General features: G+C 70.3%; 15 protein-coding genes. 10 read left to right on the top strand and 5 right to left on the bottom strand.

Translation table 11 applies throughout. The features are described 5' to 3' along the window. Nucleotides 1–106 precede the first annotated feature (106 nt). The 3 genes from ACO229_RS15115 to ACO229_RS15105 all read right to left on the bottom strand — a co-directional run bounded on the left by ACO229_RS15115 (nt 107) and on the right by ACO229_RS15105 (nt 3590). Nucleotides 107–865 carry an alpha/beta fold hydrolase gene (locus ACO229_RS15115; protein WP_423461999.1) on the bottom strand — a complete coding sequence of 253 codons (759 nt, stop codon included), beginning with the start codon at nt 863–865 and terminating at the stop codon, nt 107–109. Between the two features lie 83 nt (nt 866–948). Continuing rightward, nucleotides 949–2163 carry an amidohydrolase gene (locus ACO229_RS15110; protein WP_423461998.1) on the bottom strand — a complete coding sequence of 405 codons (1215 nt, stop codon included), beginning with the start codon at nt 2161–2163 and terminating at the stop codon, nt 949–951. After that, the gene (locus ACO229_RS15105; protein WP_423461997.1) at nt 2160–3590 is read right to left on the bottom strand and encodes a YncE family protein; all 1431 of its coding nucleotides are present in this window, start codon (nt 3588–3590) and stop codon (nt 2160–2162) included. Before ACO229_RS15105 ends, ACO229_RS15110 begins: the two co-directional genes overlap by 4 nt. 228 nt (nt 3591–3818) lie before the next feature. Between ACO229_RS15105 and ACO229_RS15100 the strand changes: the two genes are divergently transcribed. Together ACO229_RS15100 and ACO229_RS15095 are read left to right on the top strand one after the other, a co-directional pair. Further along, entirely contained in the window at nt 3819–4475 is a 657-nt protein-coding gene (locus tag ACO229_RS15100) for a GntR family transcriptional regulator (protein WP_423461996.1), read from the top strand. 719 nt (nt 4476–5194) lie between these two features. Beyond that, complete coding sequence (locus tag ACO229_RS15095) at nt 5195–5575, top strand: hypothetical protein (RefSeq protein ID WP_423461995.1); 381 nt, start codon at nt 5195–5197, stop codon at nt 5573–5575. 31 nt (nt 5576–5606) lie between these two features. Here ACO229_RS15095 and ACO229_RS15090 read toward each other — a convergent pair whose 3' ends face one another. Both ACO229_RS15090 and ACO229_RS15085 read right to left on the bottom strand, forming a co-directional pair. Further along, complete coding sequence (locus tag ACO229_RS15090; RefSeq protein WP_423461994.1) at nt 5607–7163, bottom strand: MFS transporter; 1557 nt, start codon at nt 7161–7163, stop codon at nt 5607–5609. Next, nucleotides 7160–8137 (bottom strand): NAD(P)/FAD-dependent oxidoreductase, encoded by a 978-nt coding sequence (locus ACO229_RS15085; protein WP_423461993.1) that lies wholly within the window; start codon nt 8135–8137, stop codon nt 7160–7162. Before ACO229_RS15085 ends, ACO229_RS15090 begins: the two co-directional genes overlap by 4 nt. Before the next feature lie 88 nt (nt 8138–8225). Between ACO229_RS15085 and ACO229_RS15080 the strand changes: the two genes are divergently transcribed. The 8 genes from ACO229_RS15080 (at nt 8226) to ACO229_RS15045 (ending at nt 24464) form a co-directional block, all read left to right on the top strand. Then, the gene (locus ACO229_RS15080) at nt 8226–8828 is read left to right on the top strand and encodes a helix-turn-helix domain-containing protein (protein ID WP_423461992.1); all 603 of its coding nucleotides are present in this window, start codon (nt 8226–8228) and stop codon (nt 8826–8828) included. A gap of 134 nt (nt 8829–8962) precedes the next feature. Beyond that, nucleotides 8963–10624, top strand: coding sequence for a PHP domain-containing protein (locus ACO229_RS15075; RefSeq protein WP_423461991.1), 1662 nt, complete (start codon nt 8963–8965; stop codon nt 10622–10624). Between the two features lie 167 nt (nt 10625–10791). Next, on the top strand, nt 10792–11616 hold the full coding sequence (locus ACO229_RS15070; protein WP_423461990.1) for a hypothetical protein: 825 nt from the start codon (nt 10792–10794) through the stop codon (nt 11614–11616). Nucleotides 11617–11700: 84 nt separating this feature from the next. After that, on the top strand, nt 11701–12240 hold the full coding sequence (locus ACO229_RS15065) for a hypothetical protein (RefSeq protein WP_423461989.1): 540 nt from the start codon (nt 11701–11703) through the stop codon (nt 12238–12240). 442 nt (nt 12241–12682) lie between these two features. Next, entirely contained in the window at nt 12683–15943 is a 3261-nt protein-coding gene (locus tag ACO229_RS15060) for a LamG-like jellyroll fold domain-containing protein (protein ID WP_423461988.1), read from the top strand. 74 nt (nt 15944–16017) lie between these two features. Further along, entirely contained in the window at nt 16018–22530 is a 6513-nt protein-coding gene (locus ACO229_RS15055) for an RHS repeat domain-containing protein (RefSeq protein WP_423461987.1), read from the top strand. A 762-nt stretch (nt 22531–23292) separates the two neighbouring features. Continuing rightward, entirely contained in the window at nt 23293–23730 is a 438-nt protein-coding gene (locus ACO229_RS15050; RefSeq protein ID WP_423461986.1) for a hypothetical protein, read from the top strand. An 11-nt stretch (nt 23731–23741) separates the two neighbouring features. After that, a complete protein-coding gene (locus tag ACO229_RS15045) occupies nt 23742–24464 on the top strand; it encodes a PhnA domain-containing protein (protein WP_423461985.1) in 723 nt (240 codons plus the stop codon). Nucleotides 24465–24556 lie beyond the last annotated feature (92 nt).

The raw sequence follows: 24556 nt of genomic DNA, 5'->3' as shown, positions 1-24556 counted from the left end.
CCCCTTCGCAAACATCAGATGAAATGCCAGCAATCTACGGATCGCGGCGCGCAGGGTCAAGCCAGCGAAGGCGGCGTGCGGAAATTGGTTCGACCTATCGGGTGCGTCAGCGGGGAACGCCGGGTTCGCGTGCGAGCCAGCCGAGCAGCCGCTCCGTGAACCACGCGGGGCGCTGGAGGGGCAGGCCGTGCCCCGCGCCGGGCACGATCTCCAGCTCGGCGGAGGGGAGCGCCCGGTGCAGCGCCCGCATGCCCCGCACGAGTGCGCGCGGCTCCCGGTCGCCCGCCAGCAGCAGCGCCGGCCCGGGGTAGTCGGACCAGGCTGCGGGGATGCGGAACGCCCCGTTGGCCGAGAGCAGAGCCACCAGGTCCGCGGTGGACACCGACCGCACGGTGCGCAGGTAGTCGTCGAACAGGTCGTCCGGCACGAACATCGACCGGGCCTGCAGCCGCGCGAACCAGCGGTGCCCGCCGAGCGGCGCCGTGAGCCGGACCAGCCCGAGGCTCGGGCCGGTGAGCGGCATCGGCTCGGTGAGCGCGCTGACGACGACCACGCGCGACACGAGGCCGGGATGCCTCGCGGCCAGCGAGACCGCGAGCTGCGCGCCGAGCGAGAACCCGACCACCGTGATCTCCCGACCGTCGGCGACCGGCCGCAGCAGGTCGGCGAGCCCGGTCACGGCGTCGTCCGCGGAGGTGAACGGGACGTCCGCGCCGTGGTCGTGACCCGGCAGGTCGGGCGTGATCACCAGGTACCGGTCGCGCAGGGCGGCAACCTGCTCGCGCCACATCCAGGCGCCCACGCCCCCGCCGTGCACGAGGAGGACGACGGGTGCGTCGTCCGGGCCCGTCCGGGTCGACCACATCGCCGTCACCTGCCGCCTCCACGGGTTCGTCGGATGATTCCCGCGTCGAGCCTAGTGCAGCACGTGGACCGGCCCGGTGCGGCTCAGACCAGCACCTCGCCGTCGCGGGCGACGACCCGGCCGGCCGCCACGACGAGCGCCCGGCGCGGGGCGCGGACCACGGCGTCGGGCACGTTCTCGGCGTCGACGAGCACGACGTCGGCGGGTGCGCCGGCGACGAGGTCGTGGGCGGTGCGGCCCACGAAGCGGGCGGCGTCCGACGAGGCGATCCGGGCCGCCGTGGTCAGGTCGGCGTCGTACCGGAAGCCCGACAGTCGTGCGAGCTGCGTGGTCAGGGCGAGCAGGTCGCCCGTGCCGTACGGCGACCACAGGTCGCGGATCCCGTCCGTGCCCAGGCCGACGGCCACCCCGGCGGCGCGCAGCGCGTGCAGCGGCAGGGGCGCGGCGCCGATCGGGGCGACCGTGGTCATCGTGATCCCGGCCTCGCCCATCGCGGAGACCAGGTCGGCCTGGCGTGCCGCGGCAAGCTGTCCGACGGCGAAGCCGTGCGCCACGTTGACCTTTCCCTGCAGGCCGGTGCGCAGGGTGCGGTCGATCATCAGCTCGATCTGGAACGCACCCAGCTCGCCCCCGTCGTGCAGGTGCACGTCGATGCCCACGCCGTGCCGTTCCGCGATCGCGAACAGGCCGTCGAGCTGGCCCACCGGGTCGCGGTCGATCGAGGCCGGGTCCAGGCCGCCGATGTGCTCGGCGCCCGCGGCCGCCGCCTCGTCGAGCAGGCCCAGCACGCCCGGGCGGCGCAGCACGCCGTCCTGCGGGAACGCGACGATCTCGGCGTGCACCGCGCCGCCCAGTGCCGCCACGGCCTCGCGCACCACCTCGATGCCGCGCAGGCCGACGCCCAGGTCGACGTCCACGTGCGTGCGGACGGCGGTGGTGCCCGTGCGGACCGACTCCCGCAGCACGGCGAGCGTCACGTCCACGCCGGGGATGCCGAGCTCGTCACGGTGCGCGCGCTCGTGCGCGATCCGGCCCTGCGTGCCCGGCTCGCCGCCGTAGCTCACCCACGGCTTGCCCCACCACGACTTGTCGACGTGCGCGTGCGCGTTGACCAGGCCGGGGAGGGCGAGCAGGCCGTGGCCGTCGACGACGTGCGCGGGGTCGGTGCCCGCCGCGGGCGCGCCGGCCGGGTCGTGCGGGACGACGGCGGTGATCACGCCGTCGGCGACGTGCAGGTCGGACCGGGCACCGCCCCAGGGGCGGACGTCGCGCAGGACGGTGACGGGGGAGGTGCTCATGGGGTTCCTTCCGATGGTGACGGCGATGTCGGTGGTGATGTCGGTGGTGATGGCGATGGCGATGGCAGCGTGATCGGGACGATCGCCTGCGGGCGTCCCGGGACCTCGACCTCGTACGACTCGTCGGTACCGTCGAGGGCGGCCGCGAGCGGCAGCACGGTCAGCCCGTCCCAGGCGCCGTCCTGGGTGTAGCCGCCGGCCAGCACACCGAAGGCGGCGCCGCCGTCCTGCCAGACGGCCACCGTCTCGTGGCGGCGGTCCGTGGGCAGCACCACCGAGCGGCCGTCGGGGGCGACGACCTCGATGCTCGCGCCGCTCGCCGCGTTGCCGAACGGCCCGTTCCCGGCGATGACGAGCGTGCCGTCGTCGGTGCGGGCCACGCCGTGCTGGTGGGTGTCCGCCTGGAGGGCGGTGGTCGTGACCCGGCCGGAGGCGGGGTCGACGCGGGCCAGCGCCCGGCCCTGGTACGGCAGGAGCAGGTCGCCGTCCGGGGTGAGCACCGCGTAGTGGGGCTTCTCGAACGACGCGAGCCCGCCCTCGGTGCCGAACGGCGCCACCTCGACCGAGCGCGTCGCGGACGTCGCGGTGTCCACCACGGTGACGGTGAACCCGTCGTGGTCGATCGTGTAGATCTCGCTGCCGTCGTCGCTGATCAGCACGTCGAACGGTCGCCGTCCCACCGGCGTCGAGCGCTCGACCGTGCCGCTGTCCACGTCGATCGTCTCCAGGAACGCCGCGTCCCCGATGCTGACGGCGACGTGCACGGTCGCGCCGTCGGGGGAGACCGCCAGGCCGAGCCCGCCCGGACGGTACTCGCCCCAGGCCACGCGGTCGGGACGATGCCGGTAGGCGAGCAGATGGGTCCGTTCGCGCGTCGCGAGGTCGACGACGGCGACACCCTCCGCCGTCGACACGAACGCGCGCCCGGATCCGGGGTGCACCGCGACGTCCCACGGCGCGGCGCCGACGGTGATCTCGTCGACGACGGCGGAACCGTCTCGGTCGCGCGGGTCGACGAGGGCGATCGAGTCGCCGTCGGCCTGGGTGGCCAGCAGGAGGTGCTGCTCGGGGGCGGGCGTCGTGGCGTCGGTGGCGGATGCGGGCTCGCAGGGGGTGCCGGCGGAGTCGGAGGTCTCGTCCTGGGCGTCCGTCGAGGGGGCGGCGTCCGCGGTGGTCTTCGGGGCGCCGGGTGTGGCGTCGCAGTGGGGTGTGGCCTGCTGGGTTCCGGGCCCGTCGACAGGGGTGTCTTCCGGGTCGGCGCCGGGGGACGTCGTGGCGCACCCCGTCAGGAGGGCGCCGGCCAGCGCCCACGCCGTGACGATCGCGCGGCGGGTGGGTCGCCGGGCCGCTCGGGGGTGCGCGGCCCGCGGCCCGGTGGTTCGGGCACGCACCGGGGGTGTGGCACGGCGGGTGGGGGTGGCGGACATCGCAAAATGGTATCCCATTTGGGAACGGGGCTTGTCTTGCGGAACGGGCGGGTGGTGGTGGGCGTGGTGGTTCGGTCGCCCTGGGTGGGCGGCGGGGACAGGCGTGGGTGGTTCGGTCGCGCTGGGTGGGTGGCCGGTGGTGGGCGTGGTGCCTCGGTCGCTGGCGACCGGATGCGGCGGTGGCGTCCGGCACCGGTACGGCGGTGCGCGGGTGGCAGGATGGCGGGCATGAGCGGGGGAGGAGCGCTGGCCGGGGCGGGGGAGTTCGAGCCCGAGTCGGTGCGGGTCGCGCAGGTGGTCCGGGAGCAGATCGTCGACGGGACGCGCGCGCCCGGCAGCCGGCTCGTCGAGCGTGACCTCGCCGCCGAGCTGGGTGTGAGCCGGATCCCCGTGCGGGACGCCCTGCGTGCGCTCGCCGCGGAGGGGCTCGTGACGCCGCGTCCGCGGAGCTGGGCGGTGGTGCGGGAGTTCAGCGACGCCGACGTCGCGCACCTGCAGGAGGTGCGTGAGGCCACCGACCCGCTGCACTTCCGGCTGGCCGCCCTGCGGCGCACGCCCGAGCAGCTCGCCGCGCTGACCGAGGCCTGGGAGCGGGAGTCCGCCGCGGCCGGCCGAGGGGACGCCGTGGCGGCCCGGCGTGCCGGGGCGGACTTCCACGAGGCGGTGGTGCGCGCCGCCGGCAACCCGGTGCTCGCCGAGCTGCACGCCGTCACCGCGAGCCGGGTGCGGTGGCTGCTGGCCCAGCACACCGACCCTACGCGCATGGCGGACGAGCACCGGGCGCTCCTGGACGCCGTCCGCGACGGCGACGCCGAGGCGGCTGCCCGGCTCGCCGGAGAGCACCTGCGCACGAGCCGCGCGGAGGCGGCCGGGCGGGGTGGGTGAGTGCTGCGGGGTGAGCGTGGCGGGAGAGTGCGGTCGGAGAACGCGGCGAGAGCGTGCGGTCGTGGAGTGCGTGGTCGTGGAGTGCGTGGCTGGAGTGCGTGGCTGGAGTGCGTGGCGGGAGATCGCGACGTCGGCCGGGTAGGCATGTGGAGTCGGGGCGTGGGGTGTCGCCGTCGAGCCGCCCGGGCCGGCTGGTCCGCGCGTCGTGGCGTTGACCCGCGCGGTGGGTGGCTGGTGCAGAGTCACGGTCTGCCCAGTCATCGGGCCCGAAAATCGCACTCGTCCTGGGCCTGATGACTGGGTAGACCGTGACTTTGTGTGGCTTGGGTCCAGAGGCATCCGTCGGGGGCGGCGCCAGGGGGCTGGGCTGACCGGACGGCCGACGGGCGACCTCGCCGAGGTGCGGGTGCTCGGTGAGCGGTACTCCGTTCGGCTCGGCCGCGGCTGATGTGGCCTGGCTGAACTGTTCGGCAGGGCTTGCATGCACGGTCCCGGGCCGAACCAGATCCAGCCCAGCGCGCACCTGGGGGCGGGACCCTTTTCGCCTCAGCTCAGCCCGCCGTGCCTCTCGCTTCCGTGCCTCTCGCTTCCGTGATTCTCGCTTCCGTGGTTCTCTCGTCCGCGGCTCTCCCCGCCGCGGACGTCGAGCGTCCGCCCGATCTGCCGGATGGCGCGCTCGAGCAGGTCGTCCTGGTCGGTGTCCCACATGACGGCCTTCTGTGCCAGCACCCCGTCGAGCGTCAGTACGTGACGTCGCCCGGGCGCACCGGCTGGCCATGGAGCTGCCGGACGCCGCGGGCAACCGGTACATCTGCGCGGGCGACAACCTGTGGTTCGGCGACATCGCGCGGATCCTGGCCGACGAGTTCGGGCCCCAGGGGTACCGCGTCCCGACCCGGCGCATGCCGGTGTGGGCGCTGTGGGTGATCGGGCGGTTCGACCGCGAGGTGCGGCTCGGCCTCGACTTCGTCGGCGAGCCCGAGCAGGTCAGCGCCGAGAAGGCGCGGCGTGAGCTCGGCTGGGAGATGCGGCCGGTGCGGGAGACCGTCGTCGACACCGGGCGCAGCCTCGTGAGGCTCGGGGTGGTGCGGGCGCGGTGATCCGGCGCGGGGGCAGGCCCCCGCGCCGGGCTCACGCGGTGGCGTCGACCAGGTCGGTGTCGTTCGCCGGTGTCGGTCCCGGCGGGGGCACCGGGCGCCGGGGCCCGAGCACCAGCACCGCGACGAACAGCACGGTCATGACGGCGACACCGGCCCACATGGCGCCCTGCCAGCCCTCGACGAACGCCTCCCGCGCGGCGCGGACCAGCTCCTGCGCCGCCGGTCCGGCGTCGTCCGCCGCGCCGAGCGCGTTCGCCACGCCTTGGCGGGCGGCGTCGGCGGCCTCCGGTGGGACGCCGTCGAGCCGGGACTCGACGGCGCCGCGGTAGCCCGCGGTCAGCACTGCGCCGAGAAGGGCGACGCCGAGGGCCGTGCCGAGCTCGCGGGTGACGTCGTTGAGCGCGGACGCGACGCCCTGCCGTTCTTGGGGGAGCGTGCTGGTGATGGCCTCGGTGGAGGGTGTCATCGACAGCCCCATCCCGACGCCCATCGCGAGCATGCCCGGCAGGACGGACGGGTAGCCGCCGTCGACCGAGACGAGGAGGGCCATGAGCGCGAGCCCGGCGCCGGCCAGGAGGGTGCCCGTCGCCATGGTCGCGCGGGGGCCGACGCGTACGGACAGCCGCGGGGCCAGTGCGGAGGCGAGCATCATCAGCACGGCCATCGGCATGAACGCCAGCGTGGACAGCAGTCCTGACCAGCCCAGCACGGCCTGGAAGAACGGGAACAGGACCACGAAGATGCCCGCCTGCACCCCGAAGACCACCAGCAGGGTGACCGAGCCGGCGGCCAGCGGCCGCCTGCCGAAGAGCCGGACGTCGAGCAGTGCGGCGTCCCGGCGGCGTGCCTCCAGGATCACGAAGCCGACGGCGGCGGCGACCCCGGTGGCCAGCGCGGCGAGGGTCGGCGGGGCGGTCCAGCCGCGCTCGGGCCCCTCCTGGAGCGCGAACACGAGGCCGAAGACGGCGACCACGGACGTGAGCGCCCCGGCGGTGTCGAACGGGTGCCGGGTGGTCTCGCGCGAGTCGGGCACCGAGCGCAGCGTCATGACCAGCGCGGCGAGCGCGAGCGTGACCGGCAGCGCGAACAGCCAGCGCCAGCTCACGAGGTCGACGAGGACCGCCGAGAGGAACATGCCGAGGATGCCGCCGCCGCCGGCGACGCCGGTCCACACGCCGATCGCCTGCCCGCGCTCCTCCTCGGGGAAGGTCGAGGTGATGACGGCGAGCGTGACGGGCATGATCATCGCGGCGCCGACCCCGCTCAGCAGGCGGGCAGCCACCATGACCTCGGCCGACGGCGCGAACGCCGCGACCACGCCCGCGACGCCGAACACCACCAGCCCGGCCACGAGCACGGGCTTGCGGCCCAGCCGATCGCCGACCGCCCCGAGGGGCAGCAGGAGCGCGGCAAGGGTGAGCGTGTAGGCGTTGATCATCCACAGCACCGTGCCCTGGGAGACCCCGAAGGTGACCGCGAGGTCGGGTTGGGCGACGTTGAGCCCCGACACCGACGCGATGACGGCCATGAGCGCCGTGCAGACGGTGACGAGGACGGCGCGACGCCGGCGCGCCTCCGGGCCGGTCACGCGAGGGCCGCCTCGGTGTCGGCCGTGACCAGGTCGGCGTTGATGTGTGCGCCGGCCATGGCTCCGGCAGCCGCCGATGCCCCCACCTGGGCGGACGAGTCGCCGACGTTGCCGGCAACCCACACGCCCGGCACCTCGGTGGTGCCGGCCGGGCCGGTGACGACGTGGCGCCCCATGCCGTTCGGCAGGTCCTGCACCGGCAGCCCGAGGCCTTCCAGACCCTCGGTCCGCGGCAGCATCGTGGTCGCGACGGCGAGCACGCGCCGGGCGACGACCTGCCCGTCGGCGAGGCGCACCCCGGCGATGCCGCCGGCGTCGTCCGCCACCACCTCCTCGACGGCGGGCTCGACCACGCGGATGCCGCGCGCGACCAGGCGCGCCCGGGCGTCGTCGTCGAGCCCGGTGCCCCGCTCGAAGTACACCAGGTCGTCGGTGAGCTGCCGGAACAGCAGTGCCTGGTGCACGGACGCGGGACCGGCCGCGATGATGCCGATCGGCTCGTCGCGCACCTCCCAGCCGTGGCAGTACGGGCAGTGCACCACGCCGTGGCCCCAGTGCCGGGCCAGGCCGGGGACGTCGGGCAGCACGTCGCGCAGGCCGGTGGCGACCAGGAGGCGGCGGGCGTGCAGGGTGTCGCCGTCGGCGAGGTCGACGGTGAAGCGAGGGTCGCCGCCGTCGGCCGGCGTGGCCTTGACGACCTCCCCGGTCCGCACCGTGCCGCCGTAGCGTCGCACCTCCGCGCGGCCCCGTTCCAGCAGCTCCGCCGGGGGAGTGCCGTCCAGGGCGAGCAGCCCGTGCACGCCCTCGGCGGGGGCGTTGCGCGGCGTGCCGCTGTCGACGACGACCACCGAGCGGCGGGAGCGGGCCAGCATCAGCGCGCCGTTCAGTCCGGCGGCGCCGCCGCCGATCACCACGACGTCGACCGTGTCGGCCGGCTCGGCGCCGGTCGCCGGGGTGGTAGGAGTGCCAGGCATGTCTGTCCTCTCTGTCGCGGCCCCCGGGTCGGGGCCGGACGGTGACGAACGTAGCCCGGCCTTGCGGAAAGGACATAGGCTCTTGCGTATGACGCAAGAAGATGGCGAGCTGGACAGCCTCGTACGCAAGCGCATCCGGGCGCTGCGGGTGGCGCAGGGCTGGTCCCTGGAAGACCTCGCCACCCGGGCCCGGGTCAGCCAGTCCACGCTCAGCCGCATCGAGAACGGCCGGCAGCGCCTCGCCCTGGACCAGCTCGTCACCCTGGCGCGCGCCCTCGACACGTCGCTGGACCAGCTCGTCGAGACGGCCACGGACGACGTGGTCATCAACCCCACCATCGACGTCGCGCACGGCTGGAAGCGCTGGCCCATCAGGGCGGAGCCCGGGATGAGCGTCGTCCGGCAGCGCCTGACCGACCCCGCGCCGGACAACCCGTCGCGCCTGCGCGCCCACCCCGGCCGCGAGTGGCTCGTCGTCATCTCGGGCACGGTGACCCTGCTCCTGGGCAACCGGCGGTTCCGCCTCGAGACCGACCAGGCCGCCGAGTTCCCCACCATGCTCCCGCACGCCGTCGGCGCGGAGGGCGGGCCGAGCGAGGTGATCGGCATCTTCGACCGGGACGCGCGGCGGGGGCACCAGCGGGGCGACGGCGCCGGGGACCAGGCGGCACGGCCCGGCACGCGCCGGTAGACCGCCGGGCGCCGTTCACACCCGGGCCACGCCCGGTTCGCCTGGCCGTCCCTCGCGGTTCAGCCGCGCCCACGACGCTGCCCGCAGACCCGTGGGCGCACCTGCCACGGGCGTGAGGCACCAGGAGAACCTTCATGACCGAGACAGGTACGAGCCGGCGCGGGTTCCTCCGCGGAGCGGGAGTGGCGTCGGCGGGCATCGTCGGGTCGCTCGCGGCGTCGGCCGCCCCGGCCGAGGCGGCCGGCACGGCGAGCGCCCCGGGCACCCGGGGCCGGCAGAAGAAGCGCGGCTACCACTGGCTGGCGGGCGACCACCACCTGCACACCCTGTACAGCAACGACGCCATGTTCCGGGTCGACGACCAGGCCCGCCGCGCCCTGGCCGGCGGACTGGACTGGATCGTGCTGACCGACCACGGCAACGCGCCCTACCGCGACCACGGCCTCGACCGCGCCCACGCGGACGTCACCGCCGCCCAGCGCGCCCACGGGGACGACCTCCTCGTGTTCTGGGGCCTGGAGTGGAACATCCCCGGCGGCGAGCACACCACGCTCATGCTCGCCCCCGGTGCCGACGACCGCGAGGTCATGCGCCGGCTGGTGTCGCAGTACGACGCCACCGTCGTCGGCGCCCGCGACGGCACCCCCGAGAACGAGGCGCTCGCGGGCGAGGCGCTGCGCTTCCTGGCCGACGCCGTCCGGCGGCGCCGGGTCCGCGACGCGCTCGTGCTGCCCAACCACCCCGCGCGCAAGGGCATCGACTCGCCCCACGAGCTGCGCGACTGGCAGGACGCCGCCCCGGGCATCGTGGTCGGCTTCGAGGGCTCGCCGGGACACCAGGCCGCCGGCCTGCCCGCCCCGGGCATGGCCCGCGGGCGCGGCCTCTACGACGGCGGTGCCGGCACGTGGTCGCACCCGGGCTATCCCGAGGAGTCCTACCGCACGTGGGGCGGGTTCGACTGGATGACGGCGACCGTGGGCGGGGTGTGGGACAGCCTGCTGGCGGAGGGCCGCCGGTGGTGGATCACCACCACCTCCGACGGGCACCAGGGCTGCGGCGACTGGGTGAAGAACCCGGTGGACCCGCTCGACCAGACCGGGTACGACACCATCCCCTACAACGAGGCGGGTGACACGTTCGCGAGCACGGGCCAGTACCCGCCGCCGGTGAACGCGGGCCGGCCCGTCACCGAGTACAGCGCCCTGCCCCCGGGGCACTACAACAAGACATGGGTGGGCGCCGAGGACCGCAGCTACACCGGCGTCATGGAGGCGATGCGCGCCGGGCGCATGTGGGTCTGCTTCGGTGACCTCGTCGCGGGCCTCGACGTGCAGGTCCGGCCCCGGGGCAGGACGCGCTCCGGCGTCACGCTCGGTGACACGCTGTCCGTCCGGCGCGGGAGCGAGGTCGAGGTCGTGGTCACGATCGACCTGGCCGACCAGGTCAACGCCGCGGGCCTGCTGCCCGAGCTCGCCCGCGTGGACCTGATCCTCGGCGCGGTGACCGGGCCCGTCGCCGACCGCGACACGATCGTGGCCCCCGACACCCGCGTCGTGCAGTCCTGGGACACAACCGGCCGTGCGGGGACGATCGAGCTCGTCTACCGGTTCACGGCGGACCGGGCGTCGTACGTGCGGCTGCGGGGCACCGACGGGAAGCGGAGCCAAGTGGGCTACTTGGGGGCCGACGTCGACCCGGCCGGGCCGGCCATCGACGTCCTCGGCGCGGCGGACCCGTGGGAGGACCTCTGGTTCTACACGAACCCGGTCTTCGTGGAGGTCACCGACCGGGGGTGAGGCACCGGTCCGCTGCGAGCAGGCGGTTGTGCATGGTTTCGGCGCCGAACCCGTGCGCAACCGCCTGCGCGAGGCGGGCATCCGGTCGCTGCCCCGCTCGGCGCCGTCGTGCTGAGCTGCGGTATTGCCGTTGGTGGCTGCTCGGCGCGTGAGTAGGGTCGCGGATCGTGATCGTGATCGTGAGCGAGGTGGACGGGCTGCCCGTACGGCTGCGGGCGCCGCACGACCTGTCCTTCGTGGCTCGCTGGGGCACCGTGTTCGCCGTGCTCGACCAGCAGGACTCGGGCAACCTCTGCCTCGGCGTCGAGGGTCCGGCAGGTCGGGTCTTCGTGAAGTACGCGGGCGCGCCGACGGCCCGGTACGACGGCGTCCTCGCCGACGCCGTCGACCGCGCCCGCCGGGCAGGTGCGGTGTACCGGTCGCTCGCGCACCCGTCGCTGGTCCGGCTGCGCGAGGCCGTCGACGTCGGCGCCGGCCACGCGCTGGTGTTCGACTGGACCGACGCGACGCCGGTGGGCCGGCAGTACGAGCGCTCCCACGTCGTGCGCTCGCTCCTGCTGCCCGCCCGGGTGGACGCCGTCCGGCAGATCTACGACTTCCACGTGCATGCGGCGGCGCGCGGCTGGGTCGCCGTCGACCTGTACGACGGCTCGGTGATGCTCGACCCGGCGACGGGCCGCGTCACCCTGTGCGACCTGGACCTCTACGAACGCGCGCCGGTGGTCAACCGCATGGGGCGCATGTGGGGCTCGACCCGGTTCATGTCCGCGGAGGAGCACGAGCTCGGGGCGGTGATCGACGAGGTGACGAACGTCGTGGCGCTCGGGTCCCTCGCGCACACCTTCCTGGGCGACGACGAGACGAAGTCCCGGTCGGTCTGGGCGGGCTCGGACGTGCTGTTCGACGTCGCCGCGCGGGCTCTGCGCCCCGAACGCGGCGCACGCTGGCCGTCGGTTGCGGCGCTCGCGGAGGCGTGGCGGGAAGCGGCGTGAGGAGCGCGCGACCGGATAGGCCCTGGCCGTCGGTGGCTCGCGGTGGGTGCGGCCCCGGGCCTTCGACCGCGCCAGAATGAGCGCATGAGCACGCGCCGCCGGCCCCCGCACCAGGATCCCTCGACGATGAGCGACGACGAACGGGAGGACCTCGCCGAGCGCTTGCGCGAGCGGGTCTACGTCACGTTCGCGTCGCTCGCCGTCATCCTCACGCTGCTGGCCCACGCCCATGGGCTCACCGCCGGGACCGCGGCGGCGTCGCTGACCATCACCGCCGTCGGCACCGTGGCCGCCGCGTGGCTCGCGGAGCTCATCGCCCACCTCGCGGCGCACGGCGGGTTCCCCGACCGCAAGCACCTCGCGGCCATGAGCCGGACCAGCAGCGGCGCGCTCCTCACGCTCGTGGTCCCGCTCCTGGCCCTCGCGGCGGCGGGCCTGGGCTGGTGGGAGGTGACGACGGCGCTGCGCGTCGGCGTCGTCGTGCTCATCGCCACGCTGGTGCTCATCGCCTGGCTCGGCGTGCGGCGCACGAAGCTGCCGTGGCTCGTACAGGTGCTGGCCCTGGGGATGCTGGCGGCGCTCGCGGTCGGGGTGGTGGGGTTGAAGCTGCTGGCGCACGGGTGAATGTTCGGGTCCAGATGCTGTGTTCTGGATCACATTTTTGCACGTATGTCAGGTGGGTGAACTATCCGGTGGCGTTTCGGATTCATCCGGTGCATGCCCTCTTGTGCTGAAGGATGCCTAGATATCAATTTTGCGCAAAACGATTTGGTGAACTGAACCTGGACGTTTGTCCACGTTGACCTGGACATTGCCGTGGAGCAGGCTCGCTCGGCCGGTCCAAGGTGTGGGTCATGCGTGGGGCTATGTGTGTCCTCGGACTGGTCGATCGCTGATGAATGCCAGTCGGGAGGACCGGGTGATGAACGTCCGAGCATGGGCCAGGGATGCTCTGCCCAATATTGGATCGATCCGGCCTGTCCGAGCCGCACGGGCGCGGCGGCTAGCCGGTGGGGCGCTCGTTGTCGCGCTCGCCGGAACGGGCCTGGGTCCAACCGCTCTGCCGGTGCTGGCCGACGAGGTGATCGACTGCTCCGTGACGTCGGCGAGAACCGAGGCAGAGGCTCGTGAAGCCGCGCTGGCGTGCGGCACCGAGATGTTGGTGGACTCAAAGACCGACCCTTGGTCGACAACCAGCATCCTTCCGGACGGCTACGCCAGGCTCTCATCCAGCATCGACGCTGTCCGAGCGCCCGACCCGAGTGACGCGGACGGTGACGGCACTCCCTGGCGACCGGTCGACGCAACTCTGGTCGGCGATCCGGTCGACGGGCGCATCACGATGGCTGCGCCTGCGGCGGACCTGACGTTCTCTGCGGGAGACAGCGATGGCGCGGGTGCTGGGGGTCCGCTGGCGTCGCTGACCACCGCGGAAGGGCACACGGTCACGGTCGACGTGCCATTCGATCTCCCTGCTCCGGTCGTGGACGTTGCGGCCGGCCAGGTGATCTACCCGGTCGCGACCGGTGTCGACGTCGTCGTTACCCCGAACCTGGACGGAACGTCGTTCTCAGAGGTGATCCGCGCTGAATCGGTCGACGCCCTCAACGCGCTACCCGCTCTCGTCCCACTGACGGGCGACGGCCTCGTGTTCCCGGTGACGGTGTCCGACGGGCTCGCCCTGCGCTCGAAGGCGGCAGGTGGCTTCGACGTCACCGAGATCGCTACCGCCGAGGTGGTGGCAGAGCTGCCCGCACCACGAGCTTGGGACTCAGCGGCCGACGCGGTACTGGCTCCGGCACCCGACGACGTGCTGGCCGACGTCGCCGACGGCTCTGCATCCAAAGCAACGGCCGACTCGCAGGTACTGGTCGCGCCGGATGGTGAGCTCATCGACTCGGACGGCGTAGACGAGAGAAGAGCCAGCGCACCCGTCGCAGGAGACGCGATCGAGCCCATGAGGGCAGAGTTGCTGACGGATGGTGAAGTACCGGCAGGTGCGGACGCCGGCGTGGTGGTGACCCTGGATCCCGAGGCGCTGGCAGGCATGGACGGTGTGATCCATATCGACCCGACGACCGGCACGAAGAGGCCCGGTGGCAAGGCGGTGATCCAGTCCGCGTATCCGTCGAGCGTGCACTACAACGACGCATCCAGCTTTCCGATCGGTGCGTGCACAGCGTCGATCGGATGCCCGACGACGAATGTCATCCGTTCGGCTTTCCAATGGACCGGGCTGTCCACGATCGCGGGCCTCAAGGGCAGCGATATCCGCGAGGCGACCTTCACCGTGTACGGCAGCCACACCTACGCGTGCTCCAGCCGCATTACCGAGCTCTACCGAACAGCAGGAATCTCAAGCTCGACGAACTGGAACAACTTCACTGTGTCGGGCAAGTGGCAGTCCAAGGTCGACGAGAAGAACATCCACCACAAGCCGGCCTGCAGCAACGCGCGGGACATCGCGTGGGACGTGAAGTCGGTCGCCCGGTGGGCAGCGGACAACAACTCGGCCCGGATCACACTCGGGCTCAAGGGCACGTCCACCACGGACGTCTACACCTGGAAGCGGTATGAGAACCCGCGTCTGGAGATCATCTACAACCGGGCACCGCTGGCGCCCAGGTCCGGCGAGATGAAGCTCTCGTTCGAGGGCGAGAGTCCCGAAGCCTGCTCGACCACGTCCGCCGACGCGCCATCGTTCTCGTCGACATCGGGGATCACAATGCGGGGCATCGCGCGGGACCCGGACAGTCCTCAGGTGCGGGTCAAGTTCATGGTCCTGACGTCGGGCGGGACGATGAAGTACGAGACCGCTGACTGGTCGACATGGAAAACCCCGGGGTCGACCTTCGAGAAGACTATTCCGTCTTCTGCGTTGTCAGGTGGTGGCTCCTTCCAGTGGCGAATGATCGTTCAGGACGCGCTGGACAATGCCGGGGACCGCAACACGACCTGGGGCCAGTCCCCGAACTGCTACTTCAAGGTGGACCTGACCAACCCCGCCACTCCGACGATCACCTCGACGCAGTACCCGCAAGGTGAGATCTCGGGAGGCGTCGGCATCTCGGCTACCTTCGTCCTCGATTCTGCGTCGTCCGACGTCGTGACCTACCGCTACTCGCTGAACTCGGACGGTCTCGGGTCGTCGAAGTCGCCTTCCTCACCGGGTGGGCCCGTGACAGTTGGTCCCCTGGCGATGAGCCGTGCCGGCTCACACATCTTGTACGCGCAAGCGCTCGATGCCTCAGGACGGACCTCAGGTACACGCACCTATCGATACACCGTCGACTTCCCGACGACCGCCGGGTACTGGCACTTGGACGATTTTGCTCCTATCAGTGGGTCGACCAGCAAGTCCAGCCCAGACGACGGTGCGCTCGGCCACACCTTGAGGCTGTCGTCCGGGGTGGGTACCGCGGAACCGGGGCCGTTCGCCCTGAACGGACGCCGCCTGGAGGACAAGGCGTTGCTCTTCGATGGTTCAGCCACAGACACGGCTTCAACGACCGGGCCGGTCGTGAACACGTTCGGCTGTGCGAGCGACACCACCGGGCCGGATGGCATCAAGGACGGCAAGTCCGAGGATCAAGGGCTCAAGGCGGCGGGCACCTGCGCCAACCGCACGGAGAACGGTGAGGACTTCCACGCGGGCTTCACGGTTTCTGCGTTCGTCCGGGCCGACGAGGCAGGCAACGTGAACAAGGTTGCCGTGTCTCAGGACGGGCAGAGCTCGTCAGGCTTCAAGCTGGGCAAGCTCGCGAGCACGCACTGCCCGGCGAACCAGGCGGGCGTCAAGCCCGTGACGTGCTGGGGGTTCTGGACCTACGACAAGGACGGTGGCGGATCGCTGGGCCTGAGGGCCTACTCGGCACGTCCGATTGCAGTTGGCGAGTGGGTCCATCTGGCTGGCGTCTTCAACGCGACCAGCGGCGACATGACTCTGTCGGTGTGCCCGATCGGGACCAGTGAGGACCCGCGCGACGTTCCGGAAGACGCGTTCATCCCCAAGGTGGACGAAGAGCACGGAACTGTTGAGTACACCGGCAGCTCGTGGACGGCGGCCGGTCCAGTGCAGCTCGGCCGGTCCATGCTCGGTGGGGCGATGACGGACCACTGGGTCGGCGCGATCGACGAGGTCCGTCTCTACAACGCGCCGTTGGGCTTCGGACAGATCACGCGTATCTGCGGTGGAGACATGTCCGGCGGGACCACTTGGACCCCTGGCGCAGAGCTGGAGACCGGCGAGGGCGACGACAGCACGGTCGGGAACCCGGGGGACATCCCGGTTGGTGAGGGCGACGGCGAGCCTGAGGGCGGGGAGTGATCACCATGGCCAGGAGACACGCGATGAGGGCACCCATGGCGGGCCGCCCTTGGGTGAGGCGCCGACTGCTGACCATGCCGATCGCCGTCGCGGCGGTGGTCGGAGTCGTCTTCTCGACGACCGCCGGTCCAGCCGCCGCGGAACTCATACCAGAGCTTGCCGAACGTGAGACCTGGACGCTCGACGAGCGGCGGGAGCATGGTGAGGACCTCTGGGGTGAGGATGCGGTCAAGGACACCCAACCGGTAATCGCCCACGAGCGGGAGACGAGCCAGGTGGAGGCTCCACGGAGGATCGCTGAGGGCCCGACCACGACAGACCAGCCCGCGAGGACGGACGGTGCGTCCGAGGACCGGCCGGCGCTCGACGAGCTTGAGCCGGCAAGCGTAGTTCTCCAGCCCGCCGTGGGTAGGATCGCGCGCGGTGTGGCCGGCGAACTGCCTGTCGCGGCCGCGGCCCCATCGGGTGACGGCCTCAGGCGGACTGCCGACGGCACCGGCTCCCTGGTGCGGGTGCGTGTCCTCGGTGCGGAGGCGGCAGAGCGCATCGGTCTGACCGGAGCGGTTCTGACCGTCGATGGGGAGCCGTCGGCAACCGGATCGGATGTTGTCGCCGATCTGTCCGTGGACATCGGCGAGCTGGACGTGTCACCGGACTGGGCGTCCCGTGCTCGCCTCGTCGAACTGCCGGCCTGTGCCCTGACGACACCGGAGAAGCCGTCGTGCCAGGACACTTCCGAGCTACCCGCTGCTGACGGACCGACTCTGGACCAGTACGGCACGGTTGCTGCGCAGGTGCGCGTGCCGACCAAGGGCGGGGCGGCAACGGATGCCGCTGGTCGCGAGGCCGACGTTACGCAGCCCCTGGTGCTGGCCGTGACGGCGGACGTTGCAGGTGCTCAGGGCGACTGGTCCGCGACTTCTCTGGACCCGTCTGCGTCGTGGGACGTCACGGGTAATACGGGTGCGTTCACCTGGTCCTACCCGATGCGCACCCCGCCGGTACCGGGCAGCCTCACCCCGGATGTGTCACTCAACTATGACTCCGGTTCGCTGGACGGCAAGGTCGCCTCGACCAATTCCCAGGCGGGGGAGATCGGTGACGGCTGGTCGTTGTCGACAGGCGGCTACATCGAGCGTTCCTACGTCCCCTGCTCGGACGACACCTCAGGCAGCGCCAACAACGCCAGCCACAAGACTGGTGACCTGTGCTGGAAGTCGGACAACGCGACGCTCGTGCTCGGTGGCAAGGCCGGTGAACTGATCAAGGACGGGTCGACGAACACCTTTCGGCTCGCGGGGGACGACAACACCAAGGTGCAGCGCTTCCGGGGCCTCAACGCCGATGGCAGCGTCACGAGCACTCCGGCGTGGAACGGGGACAACGACAAGGAGTGGTGGAAGGTCACCACGTCCGACGGCACCGAGTACTACTTCGGGCGGGACAAGACGGCCGCAGACGGCCTGTTGACGTACGCGGCGTGGAAGGTGCGTGTGTTCGGCAACCACCCGGGTGAGCCCTGCTACAAGGCGGCGGCCGACGGGGGCTTCGCTTCCTCGGGTTGTGACCAGGCATGGCGCTGGAACCTTGAGTACGTGGTCGATACCTCCGGGAACACGATGACGTACCAGTACGACCGCGAGTCCAACTCGTACGAGCCGGACAACGGTGCCGCTGCTCCGGTCGACTACGTGCGCGGGGGGACGCTGACCCGCATCCTGTACGGCACCCGCCAGGGCGGTGAGTCCGCGACGTCGCCGGCGCGGGTGGAGTTCACCAAGTCGCAGCGTTGCCTGGCCAGCGAGACGTTCGACTGTGCGGAGGCGAAGCTGAAGGACAACCCCACTCGCTGGCCGGACGTCCCGGCGGACCTCGTCTGCGCGACGGACGCCACCGCGTGCGCGAACCAGTACACGCCCTCGTTCTTCTCGCGGAAGCGAGTCACGGCTGTCACGACGCAGATCTACACGAGCGGGGCCTGGAAGAGCATCGACCGGTGGACCCTGGCGCACACCTTCCCCGATCCCGGTGGGGAGACTGGCAAGCAACTCTGGCTGGCCTCGATCGATCACGACGGCCTGGCGGCCACGGCGGACGCGGACGACGTGACGAGCCTGCCACTGGTGACCTTCACCGGAGCGGGCGCACCGAACCGGGTCGACACGCAGCTCGACGGGCGTCCGTCGATGCATCGGTGGCGTCTCGTCCAGATCCGGTCCGAGTCCGGTGGATCCACCAACGTCTCTTACTCGGAACCTGACTGCACGGCCAGCTCGAAGCCGGCGAACCCGTGGTCCAACACCCGCCTCTGCATGCCGGTTCACTGGACCCCTGCGGGGAGCGAGACCGAGGTTCTGGAGTACTTCCACAAGTACGTCGTCACCGCGACGGTCGAGGACGCGCGCATCGCGGGCTCACGAGACGTCGAGACGTATTACACGTATGACGGGGCCCCTGCATGGCACTACGACGACAACGAGCTGGTACGGCCGAAGCTACGGACGTGGGGCCAGTGGCGCGGGTTCGCCGCCGTGGAGACCAAGGTTGGTGAGGCTGACATCTCCGACCATCCGCGGCTGCGCACACGTACGGAGTACTTCCGTGGCATGTACGGCGATCGGCTGAACGCCGACGGAGGGACCCGCGACAACCAGGTCGACGGCATCAACGACCTGGACCAGTACGCGGGAATGGAACGCGAGACCATTACCTACGACGGCAGCGCCGTGGTCGAGCGGGTCGTCTCCACGCCGTGGCGATCGCCCGCGACCGCTACCGACTCGCGCAACAAGTCGGCCTACCACACAGGAGTCCAGAAGACCGAGACGATCACGACGGCGCCCGACCTGGCGGCGGGTACTCGTACGGCCGTCACCGAGACCGAGTTCGACGACACGTATGGCCTGCCGCAAAAGGTGATCGAGCGAGGCGACACGTCGGCCACCGGGGACGAGACCTGCACGTACACGACCTACGTGCGCAACACGGGTGAGAACATTCTCGAGACCGTGAGACGCACCGACACCACCGTCGGAGTGGACTGCCCTCGCACCGGCGTAGCTCCTGCGGACGTCGTCTCGGACAAGCAGTACGCGTATGACGGCGGTGCGGTGGGCGACGTCCCGACCAAGGGCCTCGTCACCGCTGTTCAGGAGGCCAAGGCCTACAGCTCCGGTAGCCCGTCGTCGTACGTGAACGTCGAGCGCACAACGTATGACACCTACGGTCGCGTCCTCACGGCGACTGACGCATTGGGACGGGTGACCACTACCAGCTACGTCGATACCGGTGGACTGCAGACCGGCACTACCGTCAAGTCGCCCGACCCCGACGGGAGCGGTGCGCTCACCCAGCACAGCACGGTCACGGTCCTCGACCCGGCGTTCGGGGTCCCGACCAAGGTCACCGATCCGAACGGCAATGTCACCAGCGGCAAGTACGACGGTATGGGCCGGCTGGTCTCCGTGTGGGAGCCTGGGCGGGTGCAGGGTACTCACACCGCGAACACGACGTTCGCGTACACGGTGCGCGACACCGGCGTCAACGCGGTGACGACCAAGACGCTGAACCACGACGCCAGCGCCTACCTGACCTCGACCGTGATCCTGGACGGTCTGCTCCGCGACCGGCAGACTCAGTCGCCGTCTGCCGACCGGGACAATCCGGGTCGCGTGATGACCGACACGCTGTATGACACCCGAGGACTGGCACACATCACGTATGACCGCTGGTTCGCGACGGGAGCCCCGGGCACAACCGTCGCCTTCCCGACCACCGGCCCGGATGACGACGACGAGCAGTTCAAGTTCGCGGTCCCTTCGTCCACCGTCACACGGTTCGACGGGGCGGGCCGGCCAACGGCCGTGATCGAACGATCCGGTGCCGACGAGCGGTGGCGCACTACGACCACCTATCGGGGCGACCGAACACTGGTGGACCCGCCCACGGGCGGTACACCGACCATGGAGATCACCGACGCGCGCGGGAACGTGGTCGAGCTGCGCCAGTACCTGGGCGACAGCCCGTCAGGAACGTCTCAGAGCACCAAGTACACGTACGACGGTGCCAACCGGCTCGTCGGGGTGACTGATCCCGCGACCAACAAGTGGTCGTACTCCTACGACATCCGAGGGCGACAGGTCGGCGCTTCCGACCCGGACAAGGGTGCGTCTTCCACCACCTACGACGACGCGGGACAGGTCACCTCGACCACCGACGCGCGCGGAGAGAAGCTGGTGAACGTCTACGACGCCCTGGGCCGAAAGATCGAGACCCGGGATGACTCGACCACAGGTGCGCTTCGTTCCTCGTGGAAGTACGACACGCTTGCCAAGGGGCAGCTCACCTCAAGCACCAGGCACTCGGGCGACGTGACCCTGACGACGAGCGTCACCGAGTACGACGACCACTACCGGCCGCTGGGCCAGACCGTGTCGGTGCCGGCGAACAGTGTGCTGCCTGCCGCGCTCGTGGGCGAGCACACGACGGAGTACACATACACCGAGACTGGTCTGCCAGAGACCACCTATTTCCCACGGTCCGGCGGCTTGCTTGCGGAACTGGTCCGGACGACCTACGACAGTGCGAACCAGGCCGAAGCGATGGTTGGTGGAGCGGACGGCGCCTACGTGGTGGAGTCCGAGTACTCCGAGTACGGCGACCTCCTCTTCGCTGATATCGGGGGAAACTTCTCCGTCGGCGCCCGGTGGACCTACGACATCCACACCCGTCGACTGACCGAGCAGTCGGTGACCCGAGAGGGCGCGGGTGGGGATGACGTCGTGGCGCGATACTCGTACGACGCCGCCGGCAACGTGCTGGGCATCAAGAACAACCCCACGGCCACAGGCGTGCGGGCCGACCGCCAGTGCTTCGACTACGACGGACTTCGGCGGCTGACGAACGCGTGGACCCCGAGCAACGGTGACTGTGCAACCTCGAACCGGACAGAGGCCAATCTGGGGGGTGCGGACCCGTACTGGACCTCGTACACCTACGACGCTGTCGGCAACCGCAAGAGTGCAACTCAGCACGCGCTCGCGGCGGACGGTGGAGACCAGACGAGCACGTACGCCTACCCGGCACCGGGTGGTGCCGCCGGCAGCAAGCCGCATGCGGTGACCGGCGTGACTACGAAGGCTGCCGACGGGACCACCACCGGTACCTCGACGTTCAGCTACGACGCCTCCGGCAACATGACTGGACGTGCTCTCGCTGGGCAGTCCGCCCAGACGCTCGCCTGGGATGCGGAGGGTGAGCTGACGTCGGTGGCGCAGGACGGTAACGGCGACGGCGACACAGCCGACGCGAACGAGACCGACAAGTATCTGTACTCGGCTGACGGGGAACGCCTGGTCCGGACCCAGGACGGTGCGAGCACTCTGTATCTGCCGGGCGGAGCAGAACTGACGGCGTATGCCGACGGGCGCGCGCCCACCGCCAACCGCTACTACGCGTTCGCGGGCAAGACGATCACCGTCCGAGCCGCAGTCGGTGCGTTGGGCCAGACCACGGTGATCCCGGATCATCACGGGACACCGATGCTGCAGGTGAACCAGGCCACGAACACGGCCACACGCCAGTACACCGACCCGTTCGGAGCCACCCGCGGAGCCGTGGCCGGCGACGCGGATGCCGACGGCCGCCTGGACGGGACGAGTCCGGCCTGGGTGGGTGACCACGGGTACCTCGACAAACCGGAGGACACTTCAGGGCTGACGGCGGTCGGAGCACGCATGTACGACCCGGTGCTGGGCAGGTTCGTCAGCGTGGACCCGATCATGGACCTGACCGATCCGCAACAGTGGAACGCGTACTCGTACGCGAACAACATGCCGGTCACCCTGTCCGACCCGACGGGCAAGAATCCGTACGTCCGCGACGGATCATCGGGACCTGCCACGCCGCCGATCCAGGAAGCGTTGCCGAAGGACGACAAGGTCAAATTCGGAGGCGGCGTCGCGCGCAAGGCACCGATAGCTGGCCAGCCCGGAACGTATGTACCGCAGCCTGTGCCCTCAACCAGCTACGGTGGTGGGTACCGCGGAGGCGGAGCGCAGACGCCAGGCAGGTCCGGCACCGGTACGAGTAGTGATGCGGCACGAGCACCGATCGTTCCGGAGCCGCTAAACCTCAAGGCCAGCGCCTTCACGAGTACTGCGGATGTGACAATGACGGCGATGGATTCGACGGACGCAGCTGTGAGCGCCTATGCTGCCCGACCGGGTGGAGTCGCAGGAATACAAACGTCAGGCGATGGGTACCTGCCGAGATTTGCGGGTGTTGGGCGCTACGTACCATATGTCGGCATCGGTATCACAGTGGCGGCCGACGTTCATCAGGGCGGCGGTATCACTGGAAAGACTGGCGCCTACCTGGCGGTTGACGCGGGCGCCATCCTGGCTGGCATGGCCGCTGGTGCGCTCACTGGTGCGGCTATCGGAACCATTGTCCCCGGTGCGGGAAATGTGGTGGGCGGTGTCTTGGGTGCGCTCATCGCTGTTACGCCCATAATCGCGGCGGCGGCGACAACTCTCTGGATATCCGGTCTGGGCCACGGTTACGTCGACAGTCGGCGATGGGATTAAAATGCGTGATTCGAATTCCAGCGATCTTGTTTCGAGCACGTATCCGGCATTTCTTGCGATCTTTGGATTGACGTTCGTCGTTCTCGTATGGTGTGCCGTCGAACTATGGCGAAAGCCTGTCGTGGCTGAACGCATGTCAGATGCCATTCTTCAAATGCGTCTGAGTCTCGGGAATGAGCGCGTGGCTCGATCTCTGACGAGAGCCTTTCTCCCTGGTGTGCTGATGATGGGATCGATATGCTTGACTGCATCAGCGCCGTTATTTGAAGCGCCGATCCAGTCGTCACTAGTTCTCATTGGCCTGGTGAGTGTGGCGTGCTCTCTGGTTCTCCTAGCGTTAGTTGCCCTGTTCAATTTCCCGAGGTTTCTCGCGCCACCACACATGCGTGATGACAAAGGCCTGTTAGCTCGAGGTTAACTGCCTTACGGCTGTCGCCTTGATGTCGCAAGTATTCTTCGCCGGGCCGTGCGTTCGGGATCGCCGGTGCGTGGATCCTCCTTGTTCGACCACTAGACTGGCTCAACATCTTCGTGCCGAGGGAAGTTCGCCACGTCCCGGGTTTGCTTGTCGTTCGAATCTGAAAGTGGCGCGGTGATTGGCATGAGAGCCCGCAAACGGAGCCCAGTCGGATAATAAAAAAGCGCGGGACCAGGGCTCTTGATGGGTGCGAATCTGGAATAAGAGAGACGGGCGGCAGGATCCCTGGTCGAAGTTGATTGATGGCTCCGGGCTGGTGACTCTGGGTAGCAGAGTGAGGTGCTATGAGCGGGGTCGAAGTGGGTTCGCCGGTGGCGATCGTCGCGTTGACCGTGCTTGGCGCCGCGACGCTCTTTGCGATTTATGAAGCCGTACGACTCTGGTTCGACCCTCGGCGGATCCCGGTGCTCGTGGCGCGGATGAGGAACGGCATCGGCCGTGGGGACCTGCTCCGCTCTCGGGCGCACGTCAGAGCGTTGCCGGTGATCTGCGTCATGGGCGGCCTTCTCGTGGTCGACGGTGTGATCCTCAACCGGGCGGCCGGAGCCGACCTGCCTCAGGCGCTCGGTGCGTTCGTGTTCTTCTCGATCCCTGGGAACGGCATACTGCTCGCTCTGTGGGCGGCGATCGTGTGGTTCAACAGGCCCAGGTTCCTGGTTCCGCCGCACATGAGAGCGGACGCGGGGCTCCGGGCGGCACGACGAGCTGCTGAACGCCTGTGAGGAATGGAGTCATGAGAGTGCCGACGGGTCGTGAGGCGGTGGCCGTATGGCATCCCGAGATGAGGGTCGCCCGCATACCAGGACCGTCCGTTCGCATCGTGGTGCTAGTGATGTTGGCGGTCTCGATCGCCCCCTTCCCACTGACCGGATTCCTGATCGCGCTCATAGCCGGTCCGCAGGACGGGCCTCGGCCGACGCCGCTCATGGTGTTTCTGCTCGTCAGCGCAGGAGCGCTCGGCTGCCTGGCAGCCGTCGGCGACACCATGGTCATCCAACCGATACAGAACAGCGAGCTACGCGCCGGGTACACCACGTCCGCCGACGGGCCGGCGAGGGTGCCTCGTGTCGACCCCCGGAGCAACCGCGTGATCCGGCTCGCCGGTGAAGAACGCCTGGACCGCACCGAGCTGCGACGTCGTCTCGCACTGGTGCGCCAGGCAGCATCGCTGGACCGGGTGCGCACCGGCGGACACGGAGACCTGGCCGGCTCCCGGACGGAGGAGACCTGGGCCGCGGTCATCCGGGACGCCGACGGCAGCCCGCTGCGCGACGGTGACACCGTCGTCCTGCTCCGGACCGTCCGCCTCAAGGGGTCGGATGCCGTCCTCCAGGCCGGGACACGCCTGGGCGGGATCCGTCTGGCGCACCATCGGACCGACGATCGGGTCGTGAGCGTCGACGTGCCTGGGGTCGGCCGCCTGGTCCTGCGTCCCGGATCGGTACGTAAGGCGTAGCTCGTCGAAGCGGGCCGGCAGTCCGGCGTGATCGGTGCGACACGGCCCCGGCCGATATCCGCTAGCAGCCGCACCCCGCCGCGAGCGAGGAT

Origin of the sequence: Promicromonospora sp. MS192, assembly GCF_049532985.1 — a bacterium.
Taxonomy (GTDB): Bacteria; Actinomycetota; Actinomycetes; order Actinomycetales; family Cellulomonadaceae; genus Promicromonospora.
This window is presented reverse-complemented; position numbering and strand designations above follow the sequence as displayed.

Coding starts and splice junctions, on each gene's coding strand:
- ACO229_RS15115 (WP_423461999.1), bottom strand. CDS start 865: ATGTGGTCGACCCGGACGGGCCCGGACGACGCACCCGTCGTCCTCCTC.
- ACO229_RS15110 (WP_423461998.1), bottom strand. CDS start 2,163: ATGAGCACCTCCCCCGTCACCGTCCTGCGCGACGTCCGCCCCTGGGGC.
- ACO229_RS15105 (WP_423461997.1), bottom strand. CDS start 3,590: ATGTCCGCCACCCCCACCCGCCGTGCCACACCCCCGGTGCGTGCCCGA.
- ACO229_RS15100 (WP_423461996.1), top strand. CDS start 3,819: ATGAGCGGGGGAGGAGCGCTGGCCGGGGCGGGGGAGTTCGAGCCCGAG.
- ACO229_RS15085 (WP_423461993.1), bottom strand. CDS start 8,137: ATGCCTGGCACTCCTACCACCCCGGCGACCGGCGCCGAGCCGGCCGAC.
- ACO229_RS15080 (WP_423461992.1), top strand. CDS start 8,226: ATGACGCAAGAAGATGGCGAGCTGGACAGCCTCGTACGCAAGCGCATC.
- ACO229_RS15075 (WP_423461991.1), top strand. CDS start 8,963: ATGACCGAGACAGGTACGAGCCGGCGCGGGTTCCTCCGCGGAGCGGGA.
- ACO229_RS15065 (WP_423461989.1), top strand. CDS start 11,701: ATGAGCACGCGCCGCCGGCCCCCGCACCAGGATCCCTCGACGATGAGC.
- ACO229_RS15055 (WP_423461987.1), top strand. CDS start 16,018: ATGCCGATCGCCGTCGCGGCGGTGGTCGGAGTCGTCTTCTCGACGACC.
- ACO229_RS15050 (WP_423461986.1), top strand. CDS start 23,293: ATGAGCGGGGTCGAAGTGGGTTCGCCGGTGGCGATCGTCGCGTTGACC.
- ACO229_RS15045 (WP_423461985.1), top strand. CDS start 23,742: ATGAGAGTGCCGACGGGTCGTGAGGCGGTGGCCGTATGGCATCCCGAG.